At 72.2% G+C, this 21,580-nt stretch carries 18 protein-coding genes; 7 read left to right on the forward strand and 11 right to left on the reverse strand.

The window, feature by feature from the left end:
• The first annotated feature begins 194 nt into the window (after positions 1-194).
• On the forward strand, positions 195-998 hold the full coding sequence (locus tag ACWDR3_RS39895; protein ID WP_450357497.1) for a LuxR C-terminal-related transcriptional regulator: 804 nt from the start codon (positions 195-197) through the stop codon (positions 996-998).
• A 21-nt stretch (positions 999-1,019) separates the two neighbouring features.
• On the opposite strand, the gene ACWDR3_RS39900 is transcribed toward ACWDR3_RS39895, so the two are convergent.
• A complete protein-coding gene (locus ACWDR3_RS39900) occupies positions 1,020-1,880 on the reverse strand; it encodes a LysR family transcriptional regulator (protein ID WP_450357498.1) in 861 nt (286 codons plus the stop codon).
• A 68-nt stretch (positions 1,881-1,948) separates the two neighbouring features.
• On the opposite strand from ACWDR3_RS39900, the gene ACWDR3_RS39905 reads away from it, so the two are divergent.
• Complete coding sequence (locus ACWDR3_RS39905; RefSeq protein ID WP_450357499.1) at positions 1,949-2,848, forward strand: EamA family transporter; 900 nt, start codon at positions 1,949-1,951, stop codon at positions 2,846-2,848.
• A gap of 21 nt (positions 2,849-2,869) precedes the next feature.
• Here ACWDR3_RS39905 and ACWDR3_RS39910 read toward each other — a convergent pair whose 3' ends face one another.
• The 3 genes from ACWDR3_RS39910 to ACWDR3_RS39920 form a co-directional block, all read right to left on the reverse strand.
• Complete coding sequence (locus ACWDR3_RS39910; protein ID WP_450357512.1) at positions 2,870-4,357, reverse strand: MFS transporter; 1,488 nt, start codon at positions 4,355-4,357, stop codon at positions 2,870-2,872.
• 228 nt (positions 4,358-4,585) lie between these two features.
• A complete protein-coding gene (locus tag ACWDR3_RS39915) occupies positions 4,586-5,512 on the reverse strand; it encodes a carbohydrate kinase family protein (RefSeq protein WP_450357500.1) in 927 nt (308 codons plus the stop codon).
• A complete protein-coding gene (locus tag ACWDR3_RS39920; protein ID WP_450357501.1) occupies positions 5,509-6,195 on the reverse strand; it encodes a class II aldolase/adducin family protein in 687 nt (228 codons plus the stop codon). Before ACWDR3_RS39920 ends, ACWDR3_RS39915 begins: the two co-directional genes overlap by 4 nt.
• Positions 6,196-6,300: 105 nt before the next feature.
• Here ACWDR3_RS39920 and ACWDR3_RS39925 point away from each other — a divergent pair, with 105 nt between their 5' ends.
• From ACWDR3_RS39925 to ACWDR3_RS39935, 3 genes are all read left to right on the forward strand, one after another.
• Positions 6,301-6,912: a TetR family transcriptional regulator gene (locus tag ACWDR3_RS39925; protein ID WP_450357513.1), complete on the forward strand. Its 612-nt coding sequence runs from the start codon at positions 6,301-6,303 to the stop codon at positions 6,910-6,912.
• Positions 6,913-6,988: 76 nt separating this feature from the next.
• A complete protein-coding gene (locus ACWDR3_RS39930) occupies positions 6,989-7,459 on the forward strand; it encodes a carboxymuconolactone decarboxylase family protein (RefSeq protein ID WP_450357514.1) in 471 nt (156 codons plus the stop codon).
• A gap of 120 nt (positions 7,460-7,579) precedes the next feature.
• The gene (locus ACWDR3_RS39935; protein ID WP_450357502.1) at positions 7,580-8,506 is read left to right on the forward strand and encodes a GNAT family N-acetyltransferase; all 927 of its coding nucleotides are present in this window, start codon (positions 7,580-7,582) and stop codon (positions 8,504-8,506) included.
• Here the strand turns inward: ACWDR3_RS39935 and ACWDR3_RS39940 are convergent, their stop codons facing one another.
• The 3 genes from ACWDR3_RS39940 to ACWDR3_RS39950 are packed head-to-tail and all read right to left on the reverse strand — an operon-like array spanning position 8,507 to position 11,090.
• Entirely contained in the window at positions 8,507-8,917 is a 411-nt protein-coding gene (locus ACWDR3_RS39940) for a YybH family protein (protein ID WP_450357503.1), read from the reverse strand.
• 44 nt (positions 8,918-8,961) lie between these two features.
• A complete protein-coding gene (locus ACWDR3_RS39945) occupies positions 8,962-9,867 on the reverse strand; it encodes an EamA family transporter (protein WP_450357504.1) in 906 nt (301 codons plus the stop codon).
• A complete protein-coding gene (locus ACWDR3_RS39950; protein ID WP_450357505.1) occupies positions 9,864-11,090 on the reverse strand; it encodes a Glu/Leu/Phe/Val dehydrogenase dimerization domain-containing protein in 1,227 nt (408 codons plus the stop codon). The genes ACWDR3_RS39945 and ACWDR3_RS39950 overlap by 4 nt, the downstream gene beginning before the upstream one ends.
• 379 nt (positions 11,091-11,469) lie before the next feature.
• On the opposite strand from ACWDR3_RS39950, the gene ACWDR3_RS39955 reads away from it, so the two are divergent.
• Positions 11,470-12,453, forward strand: a complete 984-nt coding sequence (locus ACWDR3_RS39955; RefSeq protein WP_450357506.1) for a methyltransferase — start codon at positions 11,470-11,472, stop codon at positions 12,451-12,453.
• 64 nt (positions 12,454-12,517) lie between these two features.
• Here the strand turns inward: ACWDR3_RS39955 and ACWDR3_RS39960 are convergent, their stop codons facing one another.
• Both ACWDR3_RS39960 and ACWDR3_RS39965 read right to left on the reverse strand, forming a co-directional pair.
• Positions 12,518-13,753 (reverse strand): cytochrome P450 family protein, encoded by a 1,236-nt coding sequence (locus ACWDR3_RS39960; RefSeq protein ID WP_450357507.1) that lies wholly within the window; start codon positions 13,751-13,753, stop codon positions 12,518-12,520.
• A 259-nt stretch (positions 13,754-14,012) separates the two neighbouring features.
• On the reverse strand, positions 14,013-16,835 hold the full coding sequence (locus ACWDR3_RS39965) for an ATP-binding protein (RefSeq protein WP_450357508.1): 2,823 nt from the start codon (positions 16,833-16,835) through the stop codon (positions 14,013-14,015).
• Between the two features lie 237 nt (positions 16,836-17,072).
• On the opposite strand from ACWDR3_RS39965, the gene ACWDR3_RS39970 reads away from it, so the two are divergent.
• Positions 17,073-17,810, forward strand: coding sequence for a sigma-70 family RNA polymerase sigma factor (locus ACWDR3_RS39970; RefSeq protein WP_450357509.1), 738 nt, complete (start codon positions 17,073-17,075; stop codon positions 17,808-17,810).
• A gap of 301 nt (positions 17,811-18,111) precedes the next feature.
• On the opposite strand, the gene ACWDR3_RS39975 is transcribed toward ACWDR3_RS39970, so the two are convergent.
• Together ACWDR3_RS39975 and ACWDR3_RS39980 are read right to left on the reverse strand one after the other, a co-directional pair.
• Positions 18,112-20,967 carry an AAA family ATPase gene (locus ACWDR3_RS39975; RefSeq protein WP_450357510.1) on the reverse strand — a complete coding sequence of 952 codons (2,856 nt, stop codon included), beginning with the start codon at positions 20,965-20,967 and terminating at the stop codon, positions 18,112-18,114.
• 184 nt (positions 20,968-21,151) lie between these two features.
• Positions 21,152-21,460: a YbaB/EbfC family nucleoid-associated protein gene (locus tag ACWDR3_RS39980; protein ID WP_450357511.1), complete on the reverse strand. Its 309-nt coding sequence runs from the start codon at positions 21,458-21,460 to the stop codon at positions 21,152-21,154.
• Between the last annotated feature and the right edge of the window lie 120 nt (positions 21,461-21,580).

The raw sequence follows: 21,580 nt of genomic DNA on the forward strand, positions 1-21,580 counted from the left end.
GCGAAGAAGAAACTCGCCGCGCAGTTGGGGCGAAAGGACGTCGAACGGTCCGGACACAAGACAGACGAAGGAAGGAGCAGTCAGTGAACGACGACCCGTACCGGCGGCCCGCACGACGACGAAAGTCTCGGGCACCACTGGACGCCGCCGGTATGGGTACAACTGCGTACGCGGCGAACGAGCGGAGAAGGAACGTGGCACACGGGCCGGGCGAGGCCTATGAACGGATGCTGGCGGTGGCCGTCGGGGCGCTCCACGAGAGGGAGCCCGAGCGGCTGTGGCCGCTGCTGGCCGGCACCCTGCCCGAGCTGTGCGGCGGTGAGCTGCTGGTCTACAAGCTGGACGACTGGAGCGAGCGCGCGGGCACGGTCGGCATGTCGACCGGTGTCGCCGCCCAATTGGACGCCCTCGGGGACGAGGACCTGGGTCTGCTGCGCTCCGGCTACCCGTTCGCCGACCACTACGCCACCGGCCCCGACCGGACGCCGTACACCGCGCGCGGGGCGGCGGGCCGGGAGTGGTCCGCGAGCCCCACCGCACGGCTGCTCGACGAGATCATGGACGTGGACCATGTGCTGGCGGTCCCGCTGCCGCAGGTCACCACCCCGATCACCGGGTGCATGGTCTACCGCTCCGGCCGGGACTTCACCGAGGACCACGTCCGCACGGCCCAACTGCTGCAGCCCTTACTGGCCGCCGTCGAGGAGCAGCGGCAACTGCTGGTCCAGTGGCGGCAGTCGGCCGAGCCGGCCGTCGTCCGCGAACCGGCTGCGGCGGGCGATCTCACGCCCCGGGAGACGACCGTCCTGCTGCTGCTCACCGATGCCCTCACCGCGACCGCCATCGGCCGCCGGCTCGGCATCTCGGACCGTACGGTCCACAAGCACGTCGAGAACATCTACCGCAAGCTCGGCACCCGCGACCGCATCAGCACGGTCCTGCGCGCCCAGCAGCTCGGCCTCGTCCCGACACCCGCCGTGTCCCGCGGCCGGGCCTGAGCGGGTCCGTACGGGGGGTGGTCAGTCGCCTCGGTAGAGGGCGGTGATCAGTTCGATCGCCGCGGGGGTGGCGGGGTGCGGGTCGTCGCGCCACCAGGCGAGGCGGACAGCGATGGGTTCGGCGTCGCGCACCGGCCGGTAGACGACGCCGGGGCGCGGGTACTGGTTGGCGGTCGACTCGGCCGTCATGCCGACGCACCGGCCGCCGGCGATGGTGGTGAGCCAGTCGTCGACGTCGTGCGTCTCCTCGGTGGCCGGGCGGGCGTCCGGCGGCCACAGGTCCGCGGTGGTGGTGCCGGTACGGCGGTCGATGAGCAGGGTGCGCCCGGACAGGTCGGCGAGCCGGACGGACCGGCGCCGGGCCAGCGGATCGTCGGCGGCGAGGGCGCACAGGCGCCGTTCCAGGCCGACGATGGCGCTGTCGAAGCGTTTCTCGTCCAGCGGCCTGCGGACGACGGCCAGGTCGCAGGCGCCCTCCACCAGGCCGGCCGAGGTGGAGTTGACCCGGACGAAGTGCAGGTCGGTGGCGGGGTGGGCCTGGGCCCAGCGGCGCTGGAAGGCGGGCGTGTGCCGGCCGAGCGCCGACCAGGCGTAGCCGATGCGCAGGCTGGTGTGCCCGGAGGTGGCCGTGTGCACGAGGTCGTCCACCTCGCCCAGCACCCGGCGGGCCTGCGCGAGCACCCGCAGCCCCGTCGGGGTGGGCGCCACCTCGCGCGAGGTGCGCCGCAACAGCCGTACGCCCAAGGTCCGTTCGAAGGAGGCCAGGGTCCGGGACACGGCCGCCTGGGAGACGCCGAGGGCGATGGCCGCGTCGGTGAAGCCGCCCTCGTCGACGATGGCGACGAGACAGCGCAACTGCCGGAGTTCCACATCCGCATCCATGACTCCAGCGTATAGATCTCCGGCCGAACGCATTTTGCGCAACGAAGACCTCGGCGCACGATCGGAGCATGCCCGACGCATCCGCACCCGCCGCCCCCGCCCGGGTCCACCCCGCGCCCACGGCTGCCGCCTCCGAACGGCAGCGTCTCGTCGGCGTGGCCACCATGGTCGGCAGCGGGCTGTCCAACCAGACCGGCGCCGCGATCGGTTCCCTCGCGTTCCCCGTGCTCGGGCCGGTGGGTGTGGTCGCGGTACGGCAGTACGTCGCCGCGGCCGTGCTGCTGGCTGTCGGGCGGCCCCGGCTGCGGTCCTTCACGTGGGCGCAGTGGTGGCCGGTGCTGCTGCTGGCGCTGGTGTTCGGGACGATGAACCTGTCCCTGTACACGGCCATCGACCGGGTCGGCCTCGGGCTTGCGGTGACTCTGGAGTTCCTCGGTCCGCTGACCGTGGCGCTCGTCGCGGCACGGCGCCGGGTCGACGCCTGCTGTGCGGTGATCGCGGCGGTGGGTGCGGTGGCGCTGATGCGGCCGCGGCCCTCTGCCGACTACGTGGGGATGGCGCTGGGGCTGCTCGCCGCCGTCTGCTGGGCCTCGTACATCCTGCTCAACCGGACCGTGGGCCGGCGGCTGCCCGGCGCGCAGGGGTCCGCGGCGGCTGCCGCCGTGTCGGCGCTGATGTTCCTGCCGGTCGGGGTCGTCGTCGTGCTGCGGCAGCCGCCGACCGTGGGTGCCGTGGGGTGTGCGGTGGCGGCCGGTGTGCTGTCGTCGGCGGTGCCGTATCTCGCCGACATGTTCACCTTGCGGAAGGTGTCGGCGCAGGCGTTCGGGCTGTTCATGAGCGTCAATCCGGTGCTGGCGGCGGTCGTCGGGCTGGTCGGGCTCGGGCAGCGTCTCGGGTGGGCGGAGTGGGCGAGCATCGGGGCGGTCGTGGTGGCGAACGCGCTCAGCATCGCGACGCGGCGCACGTGACTGTCGTAGGGCGTGCGGCTGTCAGCTCTGGCCGGGGCCCAACGCGCCGCCGCCCTTGAGGCGTTCGAGGTCGGACGGGCGGACCTGGATGGCGATCACGGCGACGAGGGCGGCGACCAGAGTGAAGATCGCGGCCATCACGAAGGCGGCGGAGACACCGGAGGTCAGGACCTCGTCGGCCCAGGGGGACGGCAGTTGACCGGTGCGCCGGAACTGGAGGCGTTCGGCCGGGGTCGCCTGGGCCAGGAAGTCGCGGACCTGCTTCTTCGCCTCGTTGTTGCTCGCGGTGCCGAACATCGTGACCAGGATGGAGAGTCCGAGCGCGCCGCCCACCTGCTGGGTGGCGTTGAGGAGTCCGGAGGCCGCGCCGGACTCCGCGACCGGCACGTCGGAGAGCGCCATGAGCGTGAGCGCGACGAACTCCATGCCCATGCCGAGGCTGAAGACGAGCATCGGGCCGAGGATGCTGCCCGCGTAGGTGGAGTGCACGTCGGTGAGGGTCAGCCAGGCCAGACCGGCCGCCGCGAGGACCGCGCCGATCACCATGAAGGGCTTGGGGCCGTACACGGGAAGGAACTTGGAGGCCAGCCCGGCGCCGACCGCGATGACCGCACTGACCGGCAGGAAGGCGAGGCCCGCCTCCAACGGGCTGAAGCCCAGCACGTCCTGGACGAAGAGGGTCAGGAAGAAGAACATGCCGAAGATCGCGGCGGAGAGACTCAGCATGATGCCGTACGTGCCCGCGCGGTTGCGGTCGGCGAACATGTGCAGCGGGGTGATGGGCTGCCTGGACCGCCGCTCGATCAGGACGAACGCCACCAGGACGACGACCGCCGCCGCGAACGAGGCGAGCGTGAACGCGTCGCGCCAGCCTTCCTGCGCGGCTCTGATGAAGCCGTACACCAGCAGCACCATGCCCACGGTGGAGGTGAGCGCGCCGGTGATGTCGAAGCGGCCGGGGTGGCGTTCGGACTCCTTGATCCAGCGGGGTGTGGCGAGCACGATCAGCAGGCCGATGGGGACGTTGACGAACAGCACCCAGCGCCAGTTGAGCCACTCGACGAGCATGCCGCCGGCGAGCAGTCCGATCGCGCCGCCGCCCGAGGAGACCGCGGCGAACACGCCGAACGCCCGGTTGCGCTCGGGCCCTTCGCGGAACGTGGTGCTGATCAGGGCCAGCGAGGTCGGGGACGCGATGGCGCCGCCGACGCCCTGGAGGGCGCGGGCGGCGAGGAGTTGGCCGGAGTTCTGGGACAGTCCGCCGAGCAGCGAGGCCAGCACGAAGAGCAGTACGCCGAAGACGAAGACGCGCCGCCTGCCGAGGATGTCGCCGGCCCGGCCGCCCAGCAGCAGGAGGCCGCCGAAGGTGAGGGTGTAGGCGTTGACCACCCACGACAGGCTGGTGGTGGAGAAGTCCAGGGAGCGCTGGATGTCCGGCAGCGCGATGTTCACGATGGTGATGTCCAGGACCACCATCAGCTGGCAGGACGCGATGACCAACAGCGCCATGCCGTTTCCGCCACCGCCGGTGTCCTTCGCGGTGGCCTGCGACGAAGAGGTCGGCTCTGCGCTGTGGCTCATGTGCGTCGCCCTCCCGGGGGCGAGGCCCCGCGGGGAGTCGGTCAGGTCAGTGAACGGTTCCGTCCACTGTTCGACCGTACGCCGGTGCTGTGGGCGTCACCACCGGAACCGGGCATCCCGCCCGGAACGGGCGATGACGCCCCCACCGACAGCGCGTCAGCGTGTCTTGTGCGTCGCCGCGAACTCGTCGGCGGCGGCGAGGTCGAAGTCCCCGTGGTCGCTGCCGAGGCCCTGTGCCACCAGTGCGGCGGAGGCGCTGCCGAGCACGGCGGCCTCGCGGGGCGTGCGGCCCAGGCTCACGGCGCGCAGGAAACCGGCCGAGAAGGCGTCGCCGCAGCCGGTGGTGTCGACGACCTCGATGTCGTAGGCGGGGACCGTCTCGGTGCCCTCGGCCGTGACCAGGAGCGCGCCCTCGGCGCCGCGGGTGACCGCCACGAGTCCGGCGCCGGCGGCGAGGAGCTTGCGCGCGCCGGTCAGCAGGTCGGTCTCCTCGCTGAAGCCGAGGACCTGGTCGTCGTTCGGGAGCAGGAAGTCGACGTGCGGGAGCAGCGGTTCGATCTGGTCGAAGGTGCCGAGTTCGCCGGGGGCGAGGAGGTCGACGGAGGTGACCACGCCGTGCTCCTTGGCGTGCGCCAGGATGCGCGCCGCGACCTCGGCGCCGATCAACTCCGGTCCGCCCAGGTGCAGATGGGTGGCTTCGGCGACCGCGTCCCAGGGCACGTCGTCAAGACCGTAGGTGATGTTGGCGCCCAGCAGGTGGAGGGAGGGGCGGTCGCCGTTGGGGCGGATCGGCAGGACGGTGGCAGAGGTGGAGGTGTCGGTGCGGCGGACGAGGAGTCCGGTGTCGATCCCCGCGCGGTCGAGGAGTTGGACGAGCAGGTCGCCGGTCGGGTCGGTGCCGATGGCGCCCGCGGTGCGGACCGAGGCGCCGAGCTTGGCCAGGGTCAGCGCGGTGCCGGCGGCCGTCCCGGCGGCGGTCATCCTGATGTCGTCGACCAGGGTGGCGCCCTGTCCCTCGGGTATGGCCTCCACGGGCCGCACCAGCACGTCCAGTACGTGCACGCCCATCGTGACGACGTTCATAGGGTTCCCTCCTGCGCGGGTGGTACGGGGTGAGTGGTGCCGTAGTCGCGGGCGATCGCGGCCTCGATGACCGCGAGTTGCTGCTGTTCGTCGAGGACGCGCGGCGGTCCGAGGACGGCCGCGCGCTGATACACACCGCACGCCCACTCCACCAACAGGGCGTGCTCGACGGCCTTTTCGAGGGTCTGCGCGTGGGTGAGCGCGCCGTGGTTGGCCATCAGCGCGGCGCTGCGGCCGTCCAGTGCGGTGATGACCGACTCGGCGAGTTCGGGGGTGCCGAAGGTGGCGTACGGCGCGACCCGGACCGTGCCGCCGACGGACAGCAACTGGTAGTGGATGCAGGGCAGTTCGTCCAGCACGCAGGAGAGGGCGGTGGCCATCGGGGCGTGGGTGTGGACGACCGCGCCGGTGCCGTAGCGCCGGTAGACGCCGAGGTGGAGGTCGAGTTCGGAGGTCGGTTCCAGGGTGCCGGCGACGATCTTTCCGTCGAGGTCGACCACGGTGACCTGGTCCGGGGTCAGTTCGGCGAGGACCGCTCCGGTCGCGGTGATCGCGACGAGCCCCTCCACGCGTACGCTGACGTTCCCGGCCGTGCCGATGAGCAGGCCCGCGGCCCCGAGCCGACGGCAGGAGTCCGCCACGGCGGCCCGCTCCTGGCCCAGCACCGCGCTTGAGTCGGTCATGTGCGGGACCGTAACCTAAACGTGAAACAAAGTCACGTTCACATTCGGAGGTAGTGCGTGGGCGAGCCCGCCGCGGAGTCCGTGGGGTCCGCTCCCCTGCGTCGTATGCCCCAACAGGCGCGCAGCAAAGCGCGGTTGGCGCGGGTGCTGGAGGCGGCCGAGCGGTTGCTGGTCGACGAGGGGGTCGAGGCGCTGACCACCACCCGGGTCGCCGCCGAGGCGAAGGTGTCGATCGGCTCGCTGTACCAGTACCTGCCGGACCGGGACGCGATCATCGACGCCCTGGCGAGCGGCTACTTCGGCAAGCTGGAGGCCCTCATGGAGGGGTTCGTCCAGGGGGCGGCGGAGCAGCGCTGGGAGGATCCGGTGGGGGTGCTCGTGGATGCGTACGCCGGGCTCTACCGCACCGAACACGGCTTCCGGGCGCTGTGGTTCGGCAGTGGTCTGACCGAGCGGACGCGGGCCGCGGACCGTGAGCACAAGCTCCGTATGGCGGACGGCATCGGCCGGGTCCTGGTCGCACTCGGGGTCGCACGGGACGACGACGCGCTCGGCCGCGCCTGCCACGCGGCGGTGCTGACCGCCGACGCCCTCGCGCAGGAGGCCTTCCGGCGCGACCCGGAAGGGGACGCGGAACTGCTGGCGGAGGCCAAGGTCATGCTGCGCGGCTATCTCGCGGCCCTGGAGGGGCGCTACGGGGACCGCCGCGATCAGTGAGGGACGCGGGGTGATTTCATGACAAGGAACCGTGTCCACGGAACCGTGTCTTTCGAAGGAGCCCAGGTTGAGCGACATGGCAGCGGGTCCCGCCGGGCGGGTCTTCGTCGACAAGCAGAGCCCGAAGGCCTACCACGCCCTGGTCGAGACGGCCGAGGCGACGCGTGCGGTCGCCGCCGAGGCGGGCCTGGACCGCAGGCTCGTCGAGCTGGTCAACCTCCGGGTCTCCCAGATCAACGGCTGTGCCTACTGCCTCGACGTGCACACCCGGGCCGCGCTGCGCGCCGGTGACAGCACCCAGCGGCTCGGCGTGCTGGCCGCCTGGCGCGACGCCCAGCTGTTCACCGCGCGGGAGCGCGCGGCACTCGCCCTCGCCGAGGCGACCACCCGCATCGCCGACGCCGGCGCGCAGGAGGCGGCCTACGCCACCGCCCGCGCGGACCTCAGCGACGACGAGATCTCCGCGGTGATCTGGGTGGCGATCACCATGAACGCCTTCAACCGCGTGTCGATCATGAGCAAGCACCCGGTGCGTCCGGCCGGCTGACCTCGCGCCGGTCAGACGGCCGGAGTGAGGTTCTGCGGGCACTCCGGACGCCCGGGACGGGACCTTCGGTCCGGCGAAAACCTGTTGCGGCCGCGTCCGCTCCCCCGGACGCTGAGCAGCATGCCCTCCCTTCTGCGCCCCGCCGAACTCTCCGACGCGCCCGCCGTCGCAGAGCTCCTGAACGAGATCGACCGGATCGAGATCGGCAGGCCCGAGACCGACCTGCACGAGGTGGAGGCCGATCTGAAGCATCCGGAGGCCGACCTCACGCGCGACTCCTGGCTGGTCTTCGAAGAGGACCGGCTGGTGGCGTACGGGCTGCTGTGGGACGAGTCGGGCGGTGAGCGGATCGACGTGGACCACTACGTGCTGCCCGAGCACCAGCCGGCGGGCGTCCGCATCCTGGATGCGATGGAGGCCAGGGCCCTGGAGAAGGCCCGGGACAACGGGGCCGAGCGGGCCGTGATCCATCTACACCTGAACGTGGCGCCGACCCTCGACACCGATCTGATCCGGGCCCGGGGTTGGCAGGTCGTGCGCCGATATCACGTACTGCGCAAGGACGTTGACCCCGTACGGGACCCCGCTCCCGAGGCGCCCGCCGGAGTGCGGGTGCGGCCGTGCACGACCGAGGCCGACCGGCTGCGGATGTACGAGCTCTACCAGGCCACCTTCGCCGAGCACTTCGACTTCCAGCCGCGCGACCACGGCCAGTGGCTGTCCGACGTCGACGCCGAAGCGCTCGACTGGAACCTGGTCTGGATCGTCGCCACCGACGACCTGGGAGACGCCGGTTTCCTGCTCGCCCGCGACGACCGTGAGGCCATGGGCTGGATCCGCAGCATCGGCGTCCTGCGCGAGGCCCGCGGGCGTGGCCTCGGCGGCTTCCTCCTGCGCCACGCCTTCGCGACGTTCGCGGCGCGGGGTCGGGACACCGTGGGGCTCGGGGTGGACACGTCCAACGCCACGGGCGCGCCCGAGTTGTACGCGCGCCATGGCATGGGTGTGCATTACGCCGTCGACACGTGGGAAGCGGTACTGCGCTGATCAGTTCGTCGGGCCGGCGACCGGGACCGGTGACAGGTGTTCGTGCACGGCGAGCCAACTGCCGTCCTCCGCACGGCGGAAGACGATGGTCTCCCGTTCGTGGAGTTTGTCGACACCGGCGAGAGTCGAGATATGCGTCTCGACGGTGTGGGTGAACACCGCCGTGTCGTCCCAGAGTTGGACCATCCGGTCGGAGGAGAGGCAGTTCAGCACCCGGAATTCGTCCTCGGCCACCCAACGGGCCCAGACGCGGCGGTACTCGGCGACGGATTCGATGCGTTGCGCGGTGGAGTGGAAGACGAAGGTCGCGTCCGGGGCGCAGGCCCTGAAGTAGTCGTCCAGGCGGCCCGTGGCGAAGGCGGCGACGAGGTCATCGGCGGCCTGGAGCACCTGTTCCTGATCGTTGCTCATGTGGGAGTCACTCCTTAGGGAAGCAATGGGGCGGGCTGTGGGGGCTAGAGGGCGACCAGGAGCAACGCTCCGGCGCCGAGGCAGAGTCCGAGCGCCTGATGGGCCGTCACGCGTTCGCCGTCGAGCGCCAGCGCGAGCACGACGGTGGCCGCCGGGTACAGCGACACGACCGGGCCGACCACGCTCAGCAGACCTCGGTCCATCGCGAACAGGTAGAAGGCGAAGGCGGCCGTGTCGAGGGCGCCGGCCAACACGACGAGCAGCCACGGCACTTGGGCAGTACCGCTGGCATCTTGCGTGCGTCCGCCGCCGTCTTGCCTGCGTCTGCTGCCTTCCTGCCTGCGTCCGCCGCCGTCTTGCCCACGTCCGCGCAAGGCGCGGGGCGCGACGCACAGGATGGAGGCGACGCGCGCGCCCACCAGTGGCCACAGGCCGGCGCCGGGGCCCGGATGGGAGAGGCAGACCAGCTGGAGTCCGAGCGCTGCGCCCGTCGCGAGTGCCAGCAGCAGCGTGCGCATGGCGACGGAGTCGCGCCGGATCTGCCCCACCCGGCTCACCAGCGCGACCGAGGCCAGCGCGCAGCCGACCCCGCACAGCGCGAACAGCCCGGGTGCCGACTGGATGAACAGCCCGACCGCCAGGGGTACGACGGCCACCGTCACCGCGGTGACGGGAGCCACGAGCACGATGCCCTCGGACGCCAGGGTCCGGTAGAGCAGCACCATGCCCAGCACTCCGAAGACACCCGCGCCAAGTCCCCAGGTGAGGTCGGCCGGTTCGGGGCCTCGCGCGCCGGTCGCCAGCAACCAGGCGGCGATCACCGGGAGGGACAGGACCTGGGACAGGAACACCACGCGAGGCGCCGACACGTTCCGTGCCGCCCGTGCGCCGCAGTAGTCCGCGGCTCCCCAGCCCAGCGCGGCCGCCGCGGCAAGGAGCACAGTGGTCACGCGGCACCCGGCCGGTGCAGGAGGGCCTCGCGTCTGGCCTCGGCGATGTAGCGGGCCGCCTGGCGTGGCGTCCGCACGGCGTCGTCGGCGAGTTGGAGCGTCTCCGTCACCAACGCCCTCAGCGATCCCCGTACTTTGGCCAGGGACGACACGGCGTCCGGTGCGACATCGCCGTGGACGACCCACCACCACCAGGCGTTGGTACCCGAGTTGGCGACCACGTCGGGGATGACGACGCAGCCGCGTCGGCTCATCAGCCGCTCCGCGTCCGAGGTCACGGGGAGGTTCGCCGCCTCGACGATGTACCGGGCGGCGACCCGGTCCTGGTTGCCTCTGTGGATGGCGTAGGAGGTCGCGGCCGGGACCAGGACGTGGGCCCGGAGCGCGAGACAGGCGTCCCGCTCCAACAGGACGTCGTCGGGGCCGAGTCGGCCGCGGTCGATGGTGCCGTACGCCCGGCGGTTGCGCAGCATGTCCTCGACGGCCAGGCCGCGCGGGTTGGCGACCGTGCCGTGGACGTCCGAGATCCCGACCACGCGGACCCCTGCCGCGTTCAGGAAGCGGGCCGTCGAGCCGCCCATGGCGCCGAAGCCCTGGACGACGGCGGTGGCGGACGAGCGGGAGATGCCGTCCCGGTCCAGGAGCGTGAGTGCGGCCTGCGCGACCCCGCAGCCGCCGACCAGTTCGGCCAGGGGTATGCCGTCGACCTCGACCGCGAAGGCGTCGGCGAAGCGTTTCCGTGCTGCTGGGGCGTCGTCGAGGGTACGCAGGACCGGGGCGATGCAGCCCTCCACCCCCAACTCGCCGAGCACCTCGTCGATGAGCTCCATGGTCGTGCCGAGATCGTCACCGGTCGCCCAGTGGTGCTCCACGTACGGCTTGATGAAGGCGAGGAAGCGGGAGAGCACGCCGCGTGCCTCGCCGCTGAGGGGATCGCAGTCGATGCCACCCTTGGCGCCACCCATGGGTCGATAGCGGTGCGCGGGGTCGTAGTGCAGGGCCTCCTTCACGCTCATGGCCGCCGCCAACTCCCTGACCTCCTCGTAGGAGCACCCTTCGCGCATGCGCAGGCCACCGCTGGCGAGACCCCGGACCAGCCGGTCGACGACCAGGAAGCCCTGGCGTCCGGTGACGGGGTCGGTCCAGGTGATGGCGGCTTCGGGAGGCCGCGACAACGCGCCGCCGACCCGGGGCGCGGGCAGGGTGAGAAGGCCGCTCTTCACAGCAGTGGGCTCCTAGAGGAAAGGCCGATGAGGACGGACCGCACAGCGCGCCGGCGGCGGTCGACGGGGCTCCGGAATGGCCACTCGCGCGCGTTCCGACGGTAGTTGTGGACACGATTCACCGGGAGATCCCCATTGCTGGGGCACGACCGGCCCCCCTGTTCGGGGACTGTCCGCGGGACGACGGCCCGCGGCCGGGTGCCGCCGATCCCCGAACGGGGACCTGTCGGGCGCCGGGCCGGTGCTCCTACCTTGTGTCGCACGCAACCCCGCACCGACCGCCGGGAGTTGACGACCCGGCCCGGAACTCCCCGTCCGCATCGGGGACTTCCCTCGTTGTTCGACCCCCACGGCCCGACGAGATGGAGCCCGGCCCCTCATGACACAACCCCACGAGACGATTCAGGCGCTCACCTACGGCGCCTACTCGACCCGCTGCCTCCAGGTCGTCGCCGACCTGGGCGTCGCCGACCACATCGACGACGATCCGGTCCCCCTGGCGAAACTCGCCGCGGCCTGCGGCGCCGACCTCGACATGCTCGGCCGGATCCTGCGCCTGCTGGCGGCGCAGGGCATCTTCGAGCAGGACGACGACGGTTACGTACACACCGCCGCGTCCCGTCTGCTGCGCGACGACCACCCGATGAGCGCGCGTCCCCTGGTCCGCCTGACGGGACTGCCGATCCAGCTGGAGAGCCTCCTGCGGCTCCAGCACTCCGTCACCACCGGGGAGCCCGCCGTGGAGACGTACGCACCCGGCGGGCTCTGGGCCTATCTGCGGACCCACCCCGAGGAGGCCGAGCTCTTCAACCACGCGATGACGTCCAAGGCGGCCGCCGACATCCCGGCGGTCGTCGACGCCTACGACTTCACGCCCTTCGTCACGATCGCCGACATCGGAGGCGGCCGTGGGCACCTGCTGCGCGCGGTCCTCGACAGCGCGCCCGGCGCCAAGGGCATCCTGTTCGACCAGCCGAGCGTCATCGACACCGTGGACTTCCCCGACCAGCCACGGCTGACGCCACACGCGGGGGACTTCTTCGACTCCGTGCCCGCCGCCGACGCCTACGTCCTGATGCACGTGATCCACAACTGGGACGACGAGCGGTGCGCGCGGATCCTCACCTCGATCCGGGAAGCGGCCACCACCGGGGCGACCCTGCTCGTCATCGAGAACGTCCTTCCCGACGAGCGGCCCACCCCCGTGGAGCTCACGATGGACGTCATCATGCTCGCCCTCACCCGCGGCCGGGAACGCACGGTGGGCGAACTGTCCGCGCTCTTCGAAGGCGCCGGGTTCCGCCTCACCGGTATGACGGAGACCTCCGGAACCATGCGGATCGCCGAGGCCACGGCGGTCTGACCATTCGTCCGCGTAGGACAGAAGCGAGCGCCGCCGAGCCCGGTCGGGTTCGGCGGCGCTTGTCTCACGAGCGTGCGGGCGGGCCCAGTCGCACGGGCAGTTCGACGAGGTCGTTGCCCATGAAGGAGTGCTGGGACTCCAGTTCGTCGGGGGCTATGGAGAGGGTGAGTCCGGGGAAGCGGTCGAACAGGGCCGGCAGGGCGATCTCGGCTTCGAGCCGGGCGAGCGGGGCGCCGAGGCAGTAGTGGATGCCGTGGCCGAAGGCGAGGTGCTGCTTGTCGGCGCGGTCGATGTGGAAGGCGGACGGGTCGTCGTGCACGCCCGGGTCGCGGCCGTGGGCGCCGAAGCCGATGAGGATGGCGTCGCCGGCCTTGAGGACGACGCCCTCGCCCAGGTCGATGTCCTCGGTGGCGTACCGCAGCGGCAGGTGCATGATCGGCGGGTGCAGCCGCAGCGCCTCGTCGATCACGTGGGACCAGCGGGCCGGTTCGGCGCGGACGGCGGCGAGTTGGTCGGGGTGGGTGAGGAGTTCACGTACCGCCGCGTCGATCAGGGCGACGGTGGTCTCGCTGCCGCCGCCGATCACCGCGATAAGGGTGGAGACGAGTTCCGTCTCGCTGAGCCGGTCGCCGTCCTCCTCGTGGGCGGTCAGCAGCAGGCTGGTCATGTCGTCGGCGGGCGCCCGGCGCTTGGTCTCGATGAGGGTCCCCATCGCGCGGTAGAGGTCGCCCGCCACGGCCGCGGACTGCTCGGGCGTGACGTCGGTGGCGAACACGTCACCGATGATGCGGAGCATCTCGGGGCGCTGATCGGCGGGGACACCGAACAGGTCGCAGATGACCCGGCTGGGCACCCCGTGCGCGAACTCGGCGCGCAGGTCCACGCGTTCGGCGCCGTCACGCTTCTCCAGGGCGTCCAGGAGGTCGGTGACGATCGCCTCGACCGTGGGCCGCATCGCTTCGATCCGGCGGGGTGTGAACGCCCTGCCGACCAGCTGCCTCAGCCGCGTGTGGTCGTCGCCGTCGGAGGTGAACATGCTGACCACGTCGACCCACGGGTACAGCCACGGGATGGCTCCGGGCTCGTGTCCGGGCCAGGACTTGCGGGCGTCCTTGGACACGTGCGGGTGGATGAGGAGCTGCTTGGCGATGTCCCCGCGGGTGACCGACCAGGCGACGACGTCCTCGGGCATGCGTACGCGGACCGCGGGTCCCGCGGCACGGAGTTCGTCGGCCTGCTCGTACAGGCGGCTGCCGCCGTCGCTGTCGAGCGTCACGGCCTCGGTCCGAAGGCTGGTCACGCGGTACCTCCCGTGGGTTGGGCCGCGGGACGCGCACACGCGGCGGATGTGGAGCGGAGGGGCGCGCGCAAGGTGACGCGGGTCGGGCTGGATGAGCACCTTCGGCGCGTCCGGCACGTCGACCGTAGGCCGCGCCGGGAGGACGGGCACAGATCCCCGAACGGGGACGTGTCGGGCGCCCGGGCCGTCTCCCTACCCTTTCTCCTGCGTGAACCGCCTTGGCCCGAGGGCCGGTTGACGGACCGGCCCCCGTCCGGCGTCAGGCTCCGGCGACGGCGCCGACCTCGTGCCGTGAGCGGACCTGGAGTTTGGTGAGGATGTGCGAGACATGCGTCTCCACCGTCCGCCGGGAGAGCAGGAGTTGGCCCGCGATGTCGGGGTTGGACAGGCCCTGGGCGACCAGGGCGGCGACGCGTCGTTCGGTCGCGGTCAGCGCCTCCCAGCCGGAGGAGGGGCGCATGGAGCCACGGCTTCCCGGGCGCAGGCCCCAGGGCCGCAGACGCGCGGTGGCACGCTGTACGTCCCAGTCCGCGCCCGGCTCCGCGCAGACCGCGAGGGCCTCCCTGAAGGAGGCACGGGCCGCGTCGAGGTCGCCGGACTCCGCCTGCACCAGGGCGAGATCCTCCAGCGCGTTGCCGAGGTCCGGCAGCCGGTCGGTGGTGCGGTGGTAGTCGATGGCGGCACGCAGGCGGTCCGCGTCCTGGTGGAGCAGCCCGGCGCACCAGTCGGCCGCGGCCAGCGTCCGCGCCCGGGGCTGGCGCTCGACCTCCTGCCGGGCCGCGCGTTCGGCCGCGACCGCCATCTCCCGGTCGTCGGCGGCCAGCGCCAGCCGGACCAGGGCGGGCAGCCACTCCGGGTGGTTGCCGACGTCGTGCGCGTAGGCGTCCGTCAGCAGTTCCGCGAGTACTGCGACGGCCTCGGGGAGCCGGCCGGCGTGCTCGGCGACGAGACTACGCGCCAGCAGCAGATAGGCGGCGGCCACGGGTCCCCCCGACGGGACCTTCCGGTCGCCCGGGGCGTCGAGATGCCCGGCCGCCTCCTGCCACTGCCCGCGGCGGGCACCGATCAGCGACAGCAGACCGTGCCGGGACAGCCGCCACAGCGGCGGAAGGTCGGTAACCTCGTCCAGCACCGCCAGCGCGTCGTCCCAGCGCCCGTGCTCGTAGTACCGCTCGGCACTCTGTACGAGGGTCATCGACAGCCGCGTCGCGCCGACCCGTTCCGCGAGCGTACGGGCCTGGGCCAGCGCCTCCTCCGCCTCCTGGAGGCGGTTGACACCGTCCAGTTCGATGACCCGGTGGCCGAGCAGGATGAGCCGCAGGTCGACGAGTGCCGGGTCGTTGCCGATCTCCGCCAGGGCCTGGCCGTTGACGGCCAGTGCGCCGGCCTGGTCACCGTGGCGGCTGCTCATGACGGAGGAGGCGAGCAGGGCGTAGCCGATCGCGGTCGAGTCCGTCAGCCTTCTGCCCTCGTCCAGCGCCTCGGTCATCGCCCGGCGGGCCGGGTCGCCCTCTCCCAGGAGGTGCCGGGCCAGCGCCACCAGGGCCAGCAGACGTGCGCGCCAGACGGACCCGAGGCGGGGGTCGGCGGTGGCGGAACGCCAGTTCTCGACCACCAGCTCGTAGCGTCCGGTGCGCATCCCGATCGTGCTGAGCAGCCATCTGACCTGGCCGATCAGCTCGTAGTCGGCCGAGTGCCGCAGAGCGGTCCTGGCCAGTTCCTCGGCGCGGTCCAAAGGGCCCATGCGGAAGTAGAGCGCTGCCAGTTGGGCGGTGAGGAGGGGGCGTCTGGGATCGTCGGCGCTCGCGTGCCGCAGGGCGTGTTCGAGCAGTTCCGCGGCGGCGATCGGGGCTCGGACGACCAGGCGGGCGGCGTTGTCGGCGAGCCACTCCCACTCCCAGTCCTCGGCCGTTCCCAGCACCGGGAGGATCAGCTCGGCCACCCGCTCCACCGGTGCCCCGGCGGCCATCAGTTCCTGTGCCGCGCGCCGAAGGAACGCCGTGCGCAATGGAGTCGGCATCGCCTCGTACAGCACCTCGCGCAACAGACCGTGCCGGAAACGGAGTCGGGAGCCCGCGGACTCCAGTACGCCGGCGCCGAGCGCCTCCTCCACCACCGTGAGGAGGGAACCCGCGTCACGGCCCACGCCCGCGGCCAGGTCCGTCACCGAGAACTCCGGCCCGAGCAGGGACGCGGTGCGCAGTACGTCCCGAGCGTCGGCCGAGAGGGAGGCCAGCCGGTCCGCGATCACGTCCCCGAGCGCGTTGAGCTCGCCCACGTCCTCGCCCGCCGCCGTCAACTCCACCCGGCCGCCCGCGGAGTGCAGCGCGCCGACGCGGGCCAGGGCGTCCAGCAGCTCCCGTACGTAGAGCGGGTTGCCCGCCGCCGAGCGCAGTCGCTCGGTGAGCATCGGACCGGGCACCGCGTGGGCCAACAGCCGTGCCAGCTCGGCCACTTGGGCCTCGGGCAACTGGTCGAGCGCGATCGACCGGCCGCCCTGGGAGCGGAGATCGCGGCGCAGCGGCTCCAGTTCGGTGCGCCCGGGCGCCGGCCGGCAGGTGCCGATGACCAGCAGGGGCAGCTGGACGGAGGCCCGGCACAGCCGACGCCACATCAGCAGGCTTGCCTCGTCGGCCCATTGCAGGTCCTCGACCGCCAGCACCAGGGGGCCGGACGCGGTCAACCGGTCGACCAGGACGAGCAGTTGCTCCGTGGCGGCCACCACGGGGTCGCCGGCGAGCAGGCGCATCGTCCAGCCCGCCGCCTCCTGAGGCTGTTCCAGGGCCAGCGCGGCCTCCGCGCGCCGGGGATCGGCCGAGCCGACCTCGACCTCCAGGAGCCGTGTCATCACGGAGAGCGGTAATCGCTGGCCCAGTTCGTCGCACTGCCCGGTCAGCACCTCGCAGCCGGCCTCACGCGCACCGGCCAGGGCGTGCGCGAGCAACGCCGACTTGCCGATGCCGGGTTCGCCCTCGATCAGCAGGCTCGCGCCCCGGCCCGCCGCGACGTCGGCGACCAGCCGGTCCACCATGGCTCGCTCCGCGTCCCGCCCGATCATTGGGTGCAGTTGTTGCCCGAGCATGTTCATGACTCTAGAGCCTCCGGACGAGGCGTCACTCCGCTTCAGGTAACGCCTGGGGAAACTGAGGCTTCACCGATGAAGCCGCCATGGGCTCACTGAGGCGCACGTAACGAACGGGTCTCCGGGAGCCGATCGATCTCAGTGAGGTCCACGGGATCTCAGTGAGGCTCACGGATGTCTCCGTATCCGCGCTGTCGCAGGCTCGTCCCATCGGTCGGCGACGGATGGAGCCAGCTCATGACCACGGCACACGTACACGAGGCACGCACGGCGCAGAGCACCCACACCGCACACGCTTCCGCAGCGCACCCGACCCGCTCCCCCGGGTCCGCGGAGCACAAGATGCGCATGATCTACGAGGTCAACAAGAACTCCCTGATGCGGAGTCTGCTCGGCTGGACCCACGGGGACCAGCAGGCGGCGGAGGATCTCGTCCAGGAGACCATGCTGCGGGCCTGGCGCCATCTGGACATCCTCCCGGACGACCCGCGGTCGGTCCGGCCATGGCTGCTGACGGTGTCGCGCCGGCTGGCCATCGATGTGCTGCGCGCCCGCGCCGCGCGTCCCACGGAGGTCGAGGACGATCCGCTGGAGTCGATGCCGGTGACGGCGCAGCCGCTGGAGCAGATCCTCGACCGCCAGGTGCTGCGCACCGCGCTGGCCGGGCTGTCCGCCACCCACCAGGCGGTGCTGACCCAGGTCTACATCCTGCACCGCCCGGTCCGGCACGCGGCCCAGGTGCTCAACGTCCCGGAGGGCACGGTCAAGTCACGCACCCACAATGCCCTGCGGGCCCTGCGCGAGGCACTGGGCGACCGCAACGGCGCGACACTCCGAAACCGCACCGCCCGCACGACGGCACGAGGTCACGGTCCGTCGGGCCAGGCCCACCGGCACCCCGGCCGACGCCCCAACTCCGTACGCACACACGCCGACCACGGAGCCGCCGGTGCGACAGCGCTCCCGCGCGATTGACCCCCACATGCGCAAGCACAGCTCTCCCGGGCCGGACCCGTCGGGCGATCACAACGGCGCGACGCACCGCACGGCACCGACCACAACGGCGCGAGGCGCCGAACGGCACCGACCACAACGCACCACGCGGCCACGGTCCCCCGGCCGACTCCACCGACGCCCCCGCCGGCGCCCCAACTCCGCACGCGCACACGCCGACCACGGAGCGGCCGGTGCGACAGCGCTCCCGCGCGGCTGACGCGCGACTGACTCGTCGCTGCGAAGGCGTCGCGTCGCGATCGGCCCGCCTACGCGGAAGTCCTCACGCTCCCCCGTCTCGGACCTGCTGGGCGACCTCGCCGCGGGAGCTGATGCGGAGCTTGGTGAGGATGTGGGAGACGTGGGTCTCCACCGTCCGGCGGGACAGGAGGAGTCGGCCCGCGACGTCCGGGTTGGACAGTCCCTGGGCGACGAGGTGCGCGACGCGTCGCTCCGTGTCGGTCAGTGCCTGCCAACCGCTCTTCGGCCGCTGCCGTGCGCCGCGCACTCCCGGGCGGACGCCGTAGGGTCTCAGCCGGGCGGTGGCCCGCCGGGTGTCCCAGGCCGCGCCCAACGCCCCGTACACGTCGAGCGCTTGGGCCAGATTGGCGCGTGCCGCCGCGATCTCACCGCAGGCCGCCTGCACGACGGCCGCGTCCTCCAGGGCGTTGCCCAGCGCCGGTCGGCGTCCGGACGCGCGGTAGTAGGAGGCGGCGGCCAGCACCGGAGCCGGTTCGCCCGCCAACAACCCACCGCACCAGTCGAGGTCCGCCTGCCGGGCCGGGTGCCGCTCGCCCGTCACCGACGCGCACACCTGGGCGGCGGCCCGCAGCGAGGCCAGGTCGCCGCACTCCTGCGCGGCTCTGACCAGGATCGGCAGGAAGGCGCTCGGGCCGATCACGTGCTGCCCGGCATCCGGGACCAGGCACGGCATGAGGACCTCGACGACCCGCTCCGGGCGAGCGGCGTGCTCGGCTTCCAGGGCCCACGCCCGCACGATGGCGCCCGAGTTGAGCGTTTGCTCGTCCAGGACTCGCCGGTCACCGAGCGCCGCCAACTGCAGGGAGGCCTCCTGCCAGTCGTCGCGGTGTCCGGCGATCAGGGCCCGTAACGCGTGCGCCGCAGCCGGCGTACGCACCAAGTCGGCTGTCTCCGGGGGCGGTTCGAGCTCCGCGAGCGCCTCGTTCCACCGCCCCAGCGCAAAGTGCAGGTCGGCGAGACGAGTTCGCAGCGCGGCGACGGCACCAGGCCGGACACCCACGGTCCGTTCGGCCGAAGCGAGCGCCGCACGCGCCGTCGCCTCGGCCTCGGTGAAGCGGTCGAGTTCCGCGAGAACGACGGTACGGTCCCCCCGCACTGTCAGCCGCAGGTCCTCCAGTTCGTTGTTCGCGCCGGTGAGGGACAGGATCTCGTCCATGCCGGCGAGGGCGTCTGTGTAGTCGTCGGAGAGGGTGCGCAGTACCGAGCGCGTGTACTGCGCCTGGGCCGTGGCGAGGGGGTCACCGAGTCGCCGACCCTCCGCGTGTGCTCGCTCGGCGGTCTGCCACGCCTCCGACCGCCCGAGCCGCTCGACCTGGCCGCCCTGTCCGACCAGCGCCGTCGACCGCAACGCCTCATTGCGAACTCGCCACGGCGGTACGGCGGTTTCGGCGTCGGACGCGTCGGCCAGGACCGTCGATGCCTCTTCGCGTCGGCCGTCGCGCAGCAGGACGGAGCCGAGGAACCAGGCGGCCCGACCGGCCCGTTCGGGGTCCGCGCTGCCCGCGAGGACGGCACGGGCCGTGCGCTCGGCCTGCGCGTCACGGCCCAGCCGGAAGGTGACGGCGAGGTACTCGTCCTCGACCTCGGCGCGGCCCGGATCGGTGGTGTCGAGCCGCTCCAGGGCGTGCCCCAGCAGGTGCGCCGCGTCGTCGGGAGCGCGGGCCGCCAGGGCACCCGCGTTCGCCACGGTCCAGCCCACTTCCCAGCCCTCGGGCTCCGTCAGCGTCCGCACCACCAGTGCGGCGACGCGCTCGACCGGCGCCCCGGCGGCGATCAGCGCCTTCGCGGCATGCTGGTGCAGGGCGGCGAGCAGAGCGGTGGGCGTCTTCTCGTAGAGGGAGCACCGCAGGAGTCCGTGCCGGAAGCGCAGCCGCACGCCGTCCGCCTCCACCACACCAGCGGCCATGGCCTCGTCGACCGCGGCGGCCAGCTCGGCGCGCCGACGCCCGGTCACCGTCATGAGTTCGGCGACCGAGAAGTCCGGCCCCAGCAGGGCCGCCGTGCGCAGTACGTCGCGGGTCGGCACCGAGAGGAAGTCCAGCCGGTCCGGGACGAACCGCCGCGGGGAGGGCTCGGCGTCTCGCCGGTCGACGGCCACGAGTTCCACGCCGTCGGCCTCCGTCCCCACCGCCTCCGAGCGGACGAGCGTCTCCAGCAACTCGCCCAGGTACAGCGGGTTGCCGGCGGCCGACCTCAGCCGCCGGGAGAGCCGTGGCCCCGGCGCACCGCCCAGTCGCTCGGCCGCCAGCTTCGCCACCTCCGGCTCCGGCAGGCCGTCGAGCGTGATGAACGTCCCGCCGGACGCGCGCAGTTCGTGGCGCAGCAGGTCCAGTTCGGGCCGTACCGGCACCGGTCTGCAGGTCGCGACCAGCAACAGGGGTAATCGGTCCGTCGCGCGGCTCAAGCGGCCCCAGAGCTGCAGGCTCGCCCCATCCGCCCAGTGGAGGTCCTCGACGGCGAGTACCACCGGGCCTGATGCGCACAACCGGTCGACCAGGACGAGCAGTTGCTCGATCGCCATGGTCACCGGATTCTCGGCGACCGTCCGAACGCCCGGGGTGCCGATGGGGCCGTTCGGTATGGGTGCCGCCATCGCCGGCCCTGGGCCGATGAGGTGCTCGGCCGGCCTCAACGCCCGTGTCAGTGCCGAGAGCGGTAAGCGCTGTTCCAGCTCGTCGCATCTCCCGCGCAGCACACGGCACTTGGCCGTGTCCACGCCGGTGAGCGCGGCCGATAGGAGTGCGGACTTGCCGATCCCGGGCTCGCCCTCGATGAGCACCGCCCGCCCGTGTCCAGCGACGGCCTCGGCCAACAGCTCGCCGATCAGGGTGAGTTCCGCGTCCCGGCCGACGAATGCCGCCGTCGATTGCACCGCCATGCGGGCAGGGTAGCCATGACCGACGGGGGCAGGGGTTCCGCGAACGTGAACGTTTGACGCTCCGCTTCCGCTTGCGGAGGAGTCACGACTCAGGTGAGCCGGAGGAGGATGCCCCGGGATGTCGGGGTTCCTGGCCTGTCGGGTCGACAGGCGGCACGGCGCGGTTGTCCGGCGCCGAGTTCTGTCACCGGGCGCCGGAGAGGCCCGACACTGCCTCGGTGCGATGTTCGGTGACGGTGTCGTGCGCGCCGTCGATGGCCTCCATGACCAGCCGGACAAGACGCTCCGGCCGGTCGGGGTCGATCACCGAAAGGTCGATCCGCAGGTCCACGACCCGGCTCTCGCCGGACACGGTCGCTGTGACCATTCCGTCCGAACTGCGTCCCGTGGCCTCGGTGGTCCGCCGGTCGTACTGTGCGTCCCGCGCCGCGCTCCGCATCTGCCGGGCGCGGTCCGCGAGCGCGGCGAAGTCGATCTGTTCGTGGTCGGGCATCCGGTCGTCTCCCGCCTCTGGATGGTTGTTCCATCTAGAGATACGGACGCGCCGAGCCGTGGGTTTCCCCCAACGGCCCCCTCTTCACCATCGGCTGGATTCTGGGGCTCTCGGCGCTGG

Source organism: Streptomyces sp. NPDC001002 (genome assembly GCF_053599215.1).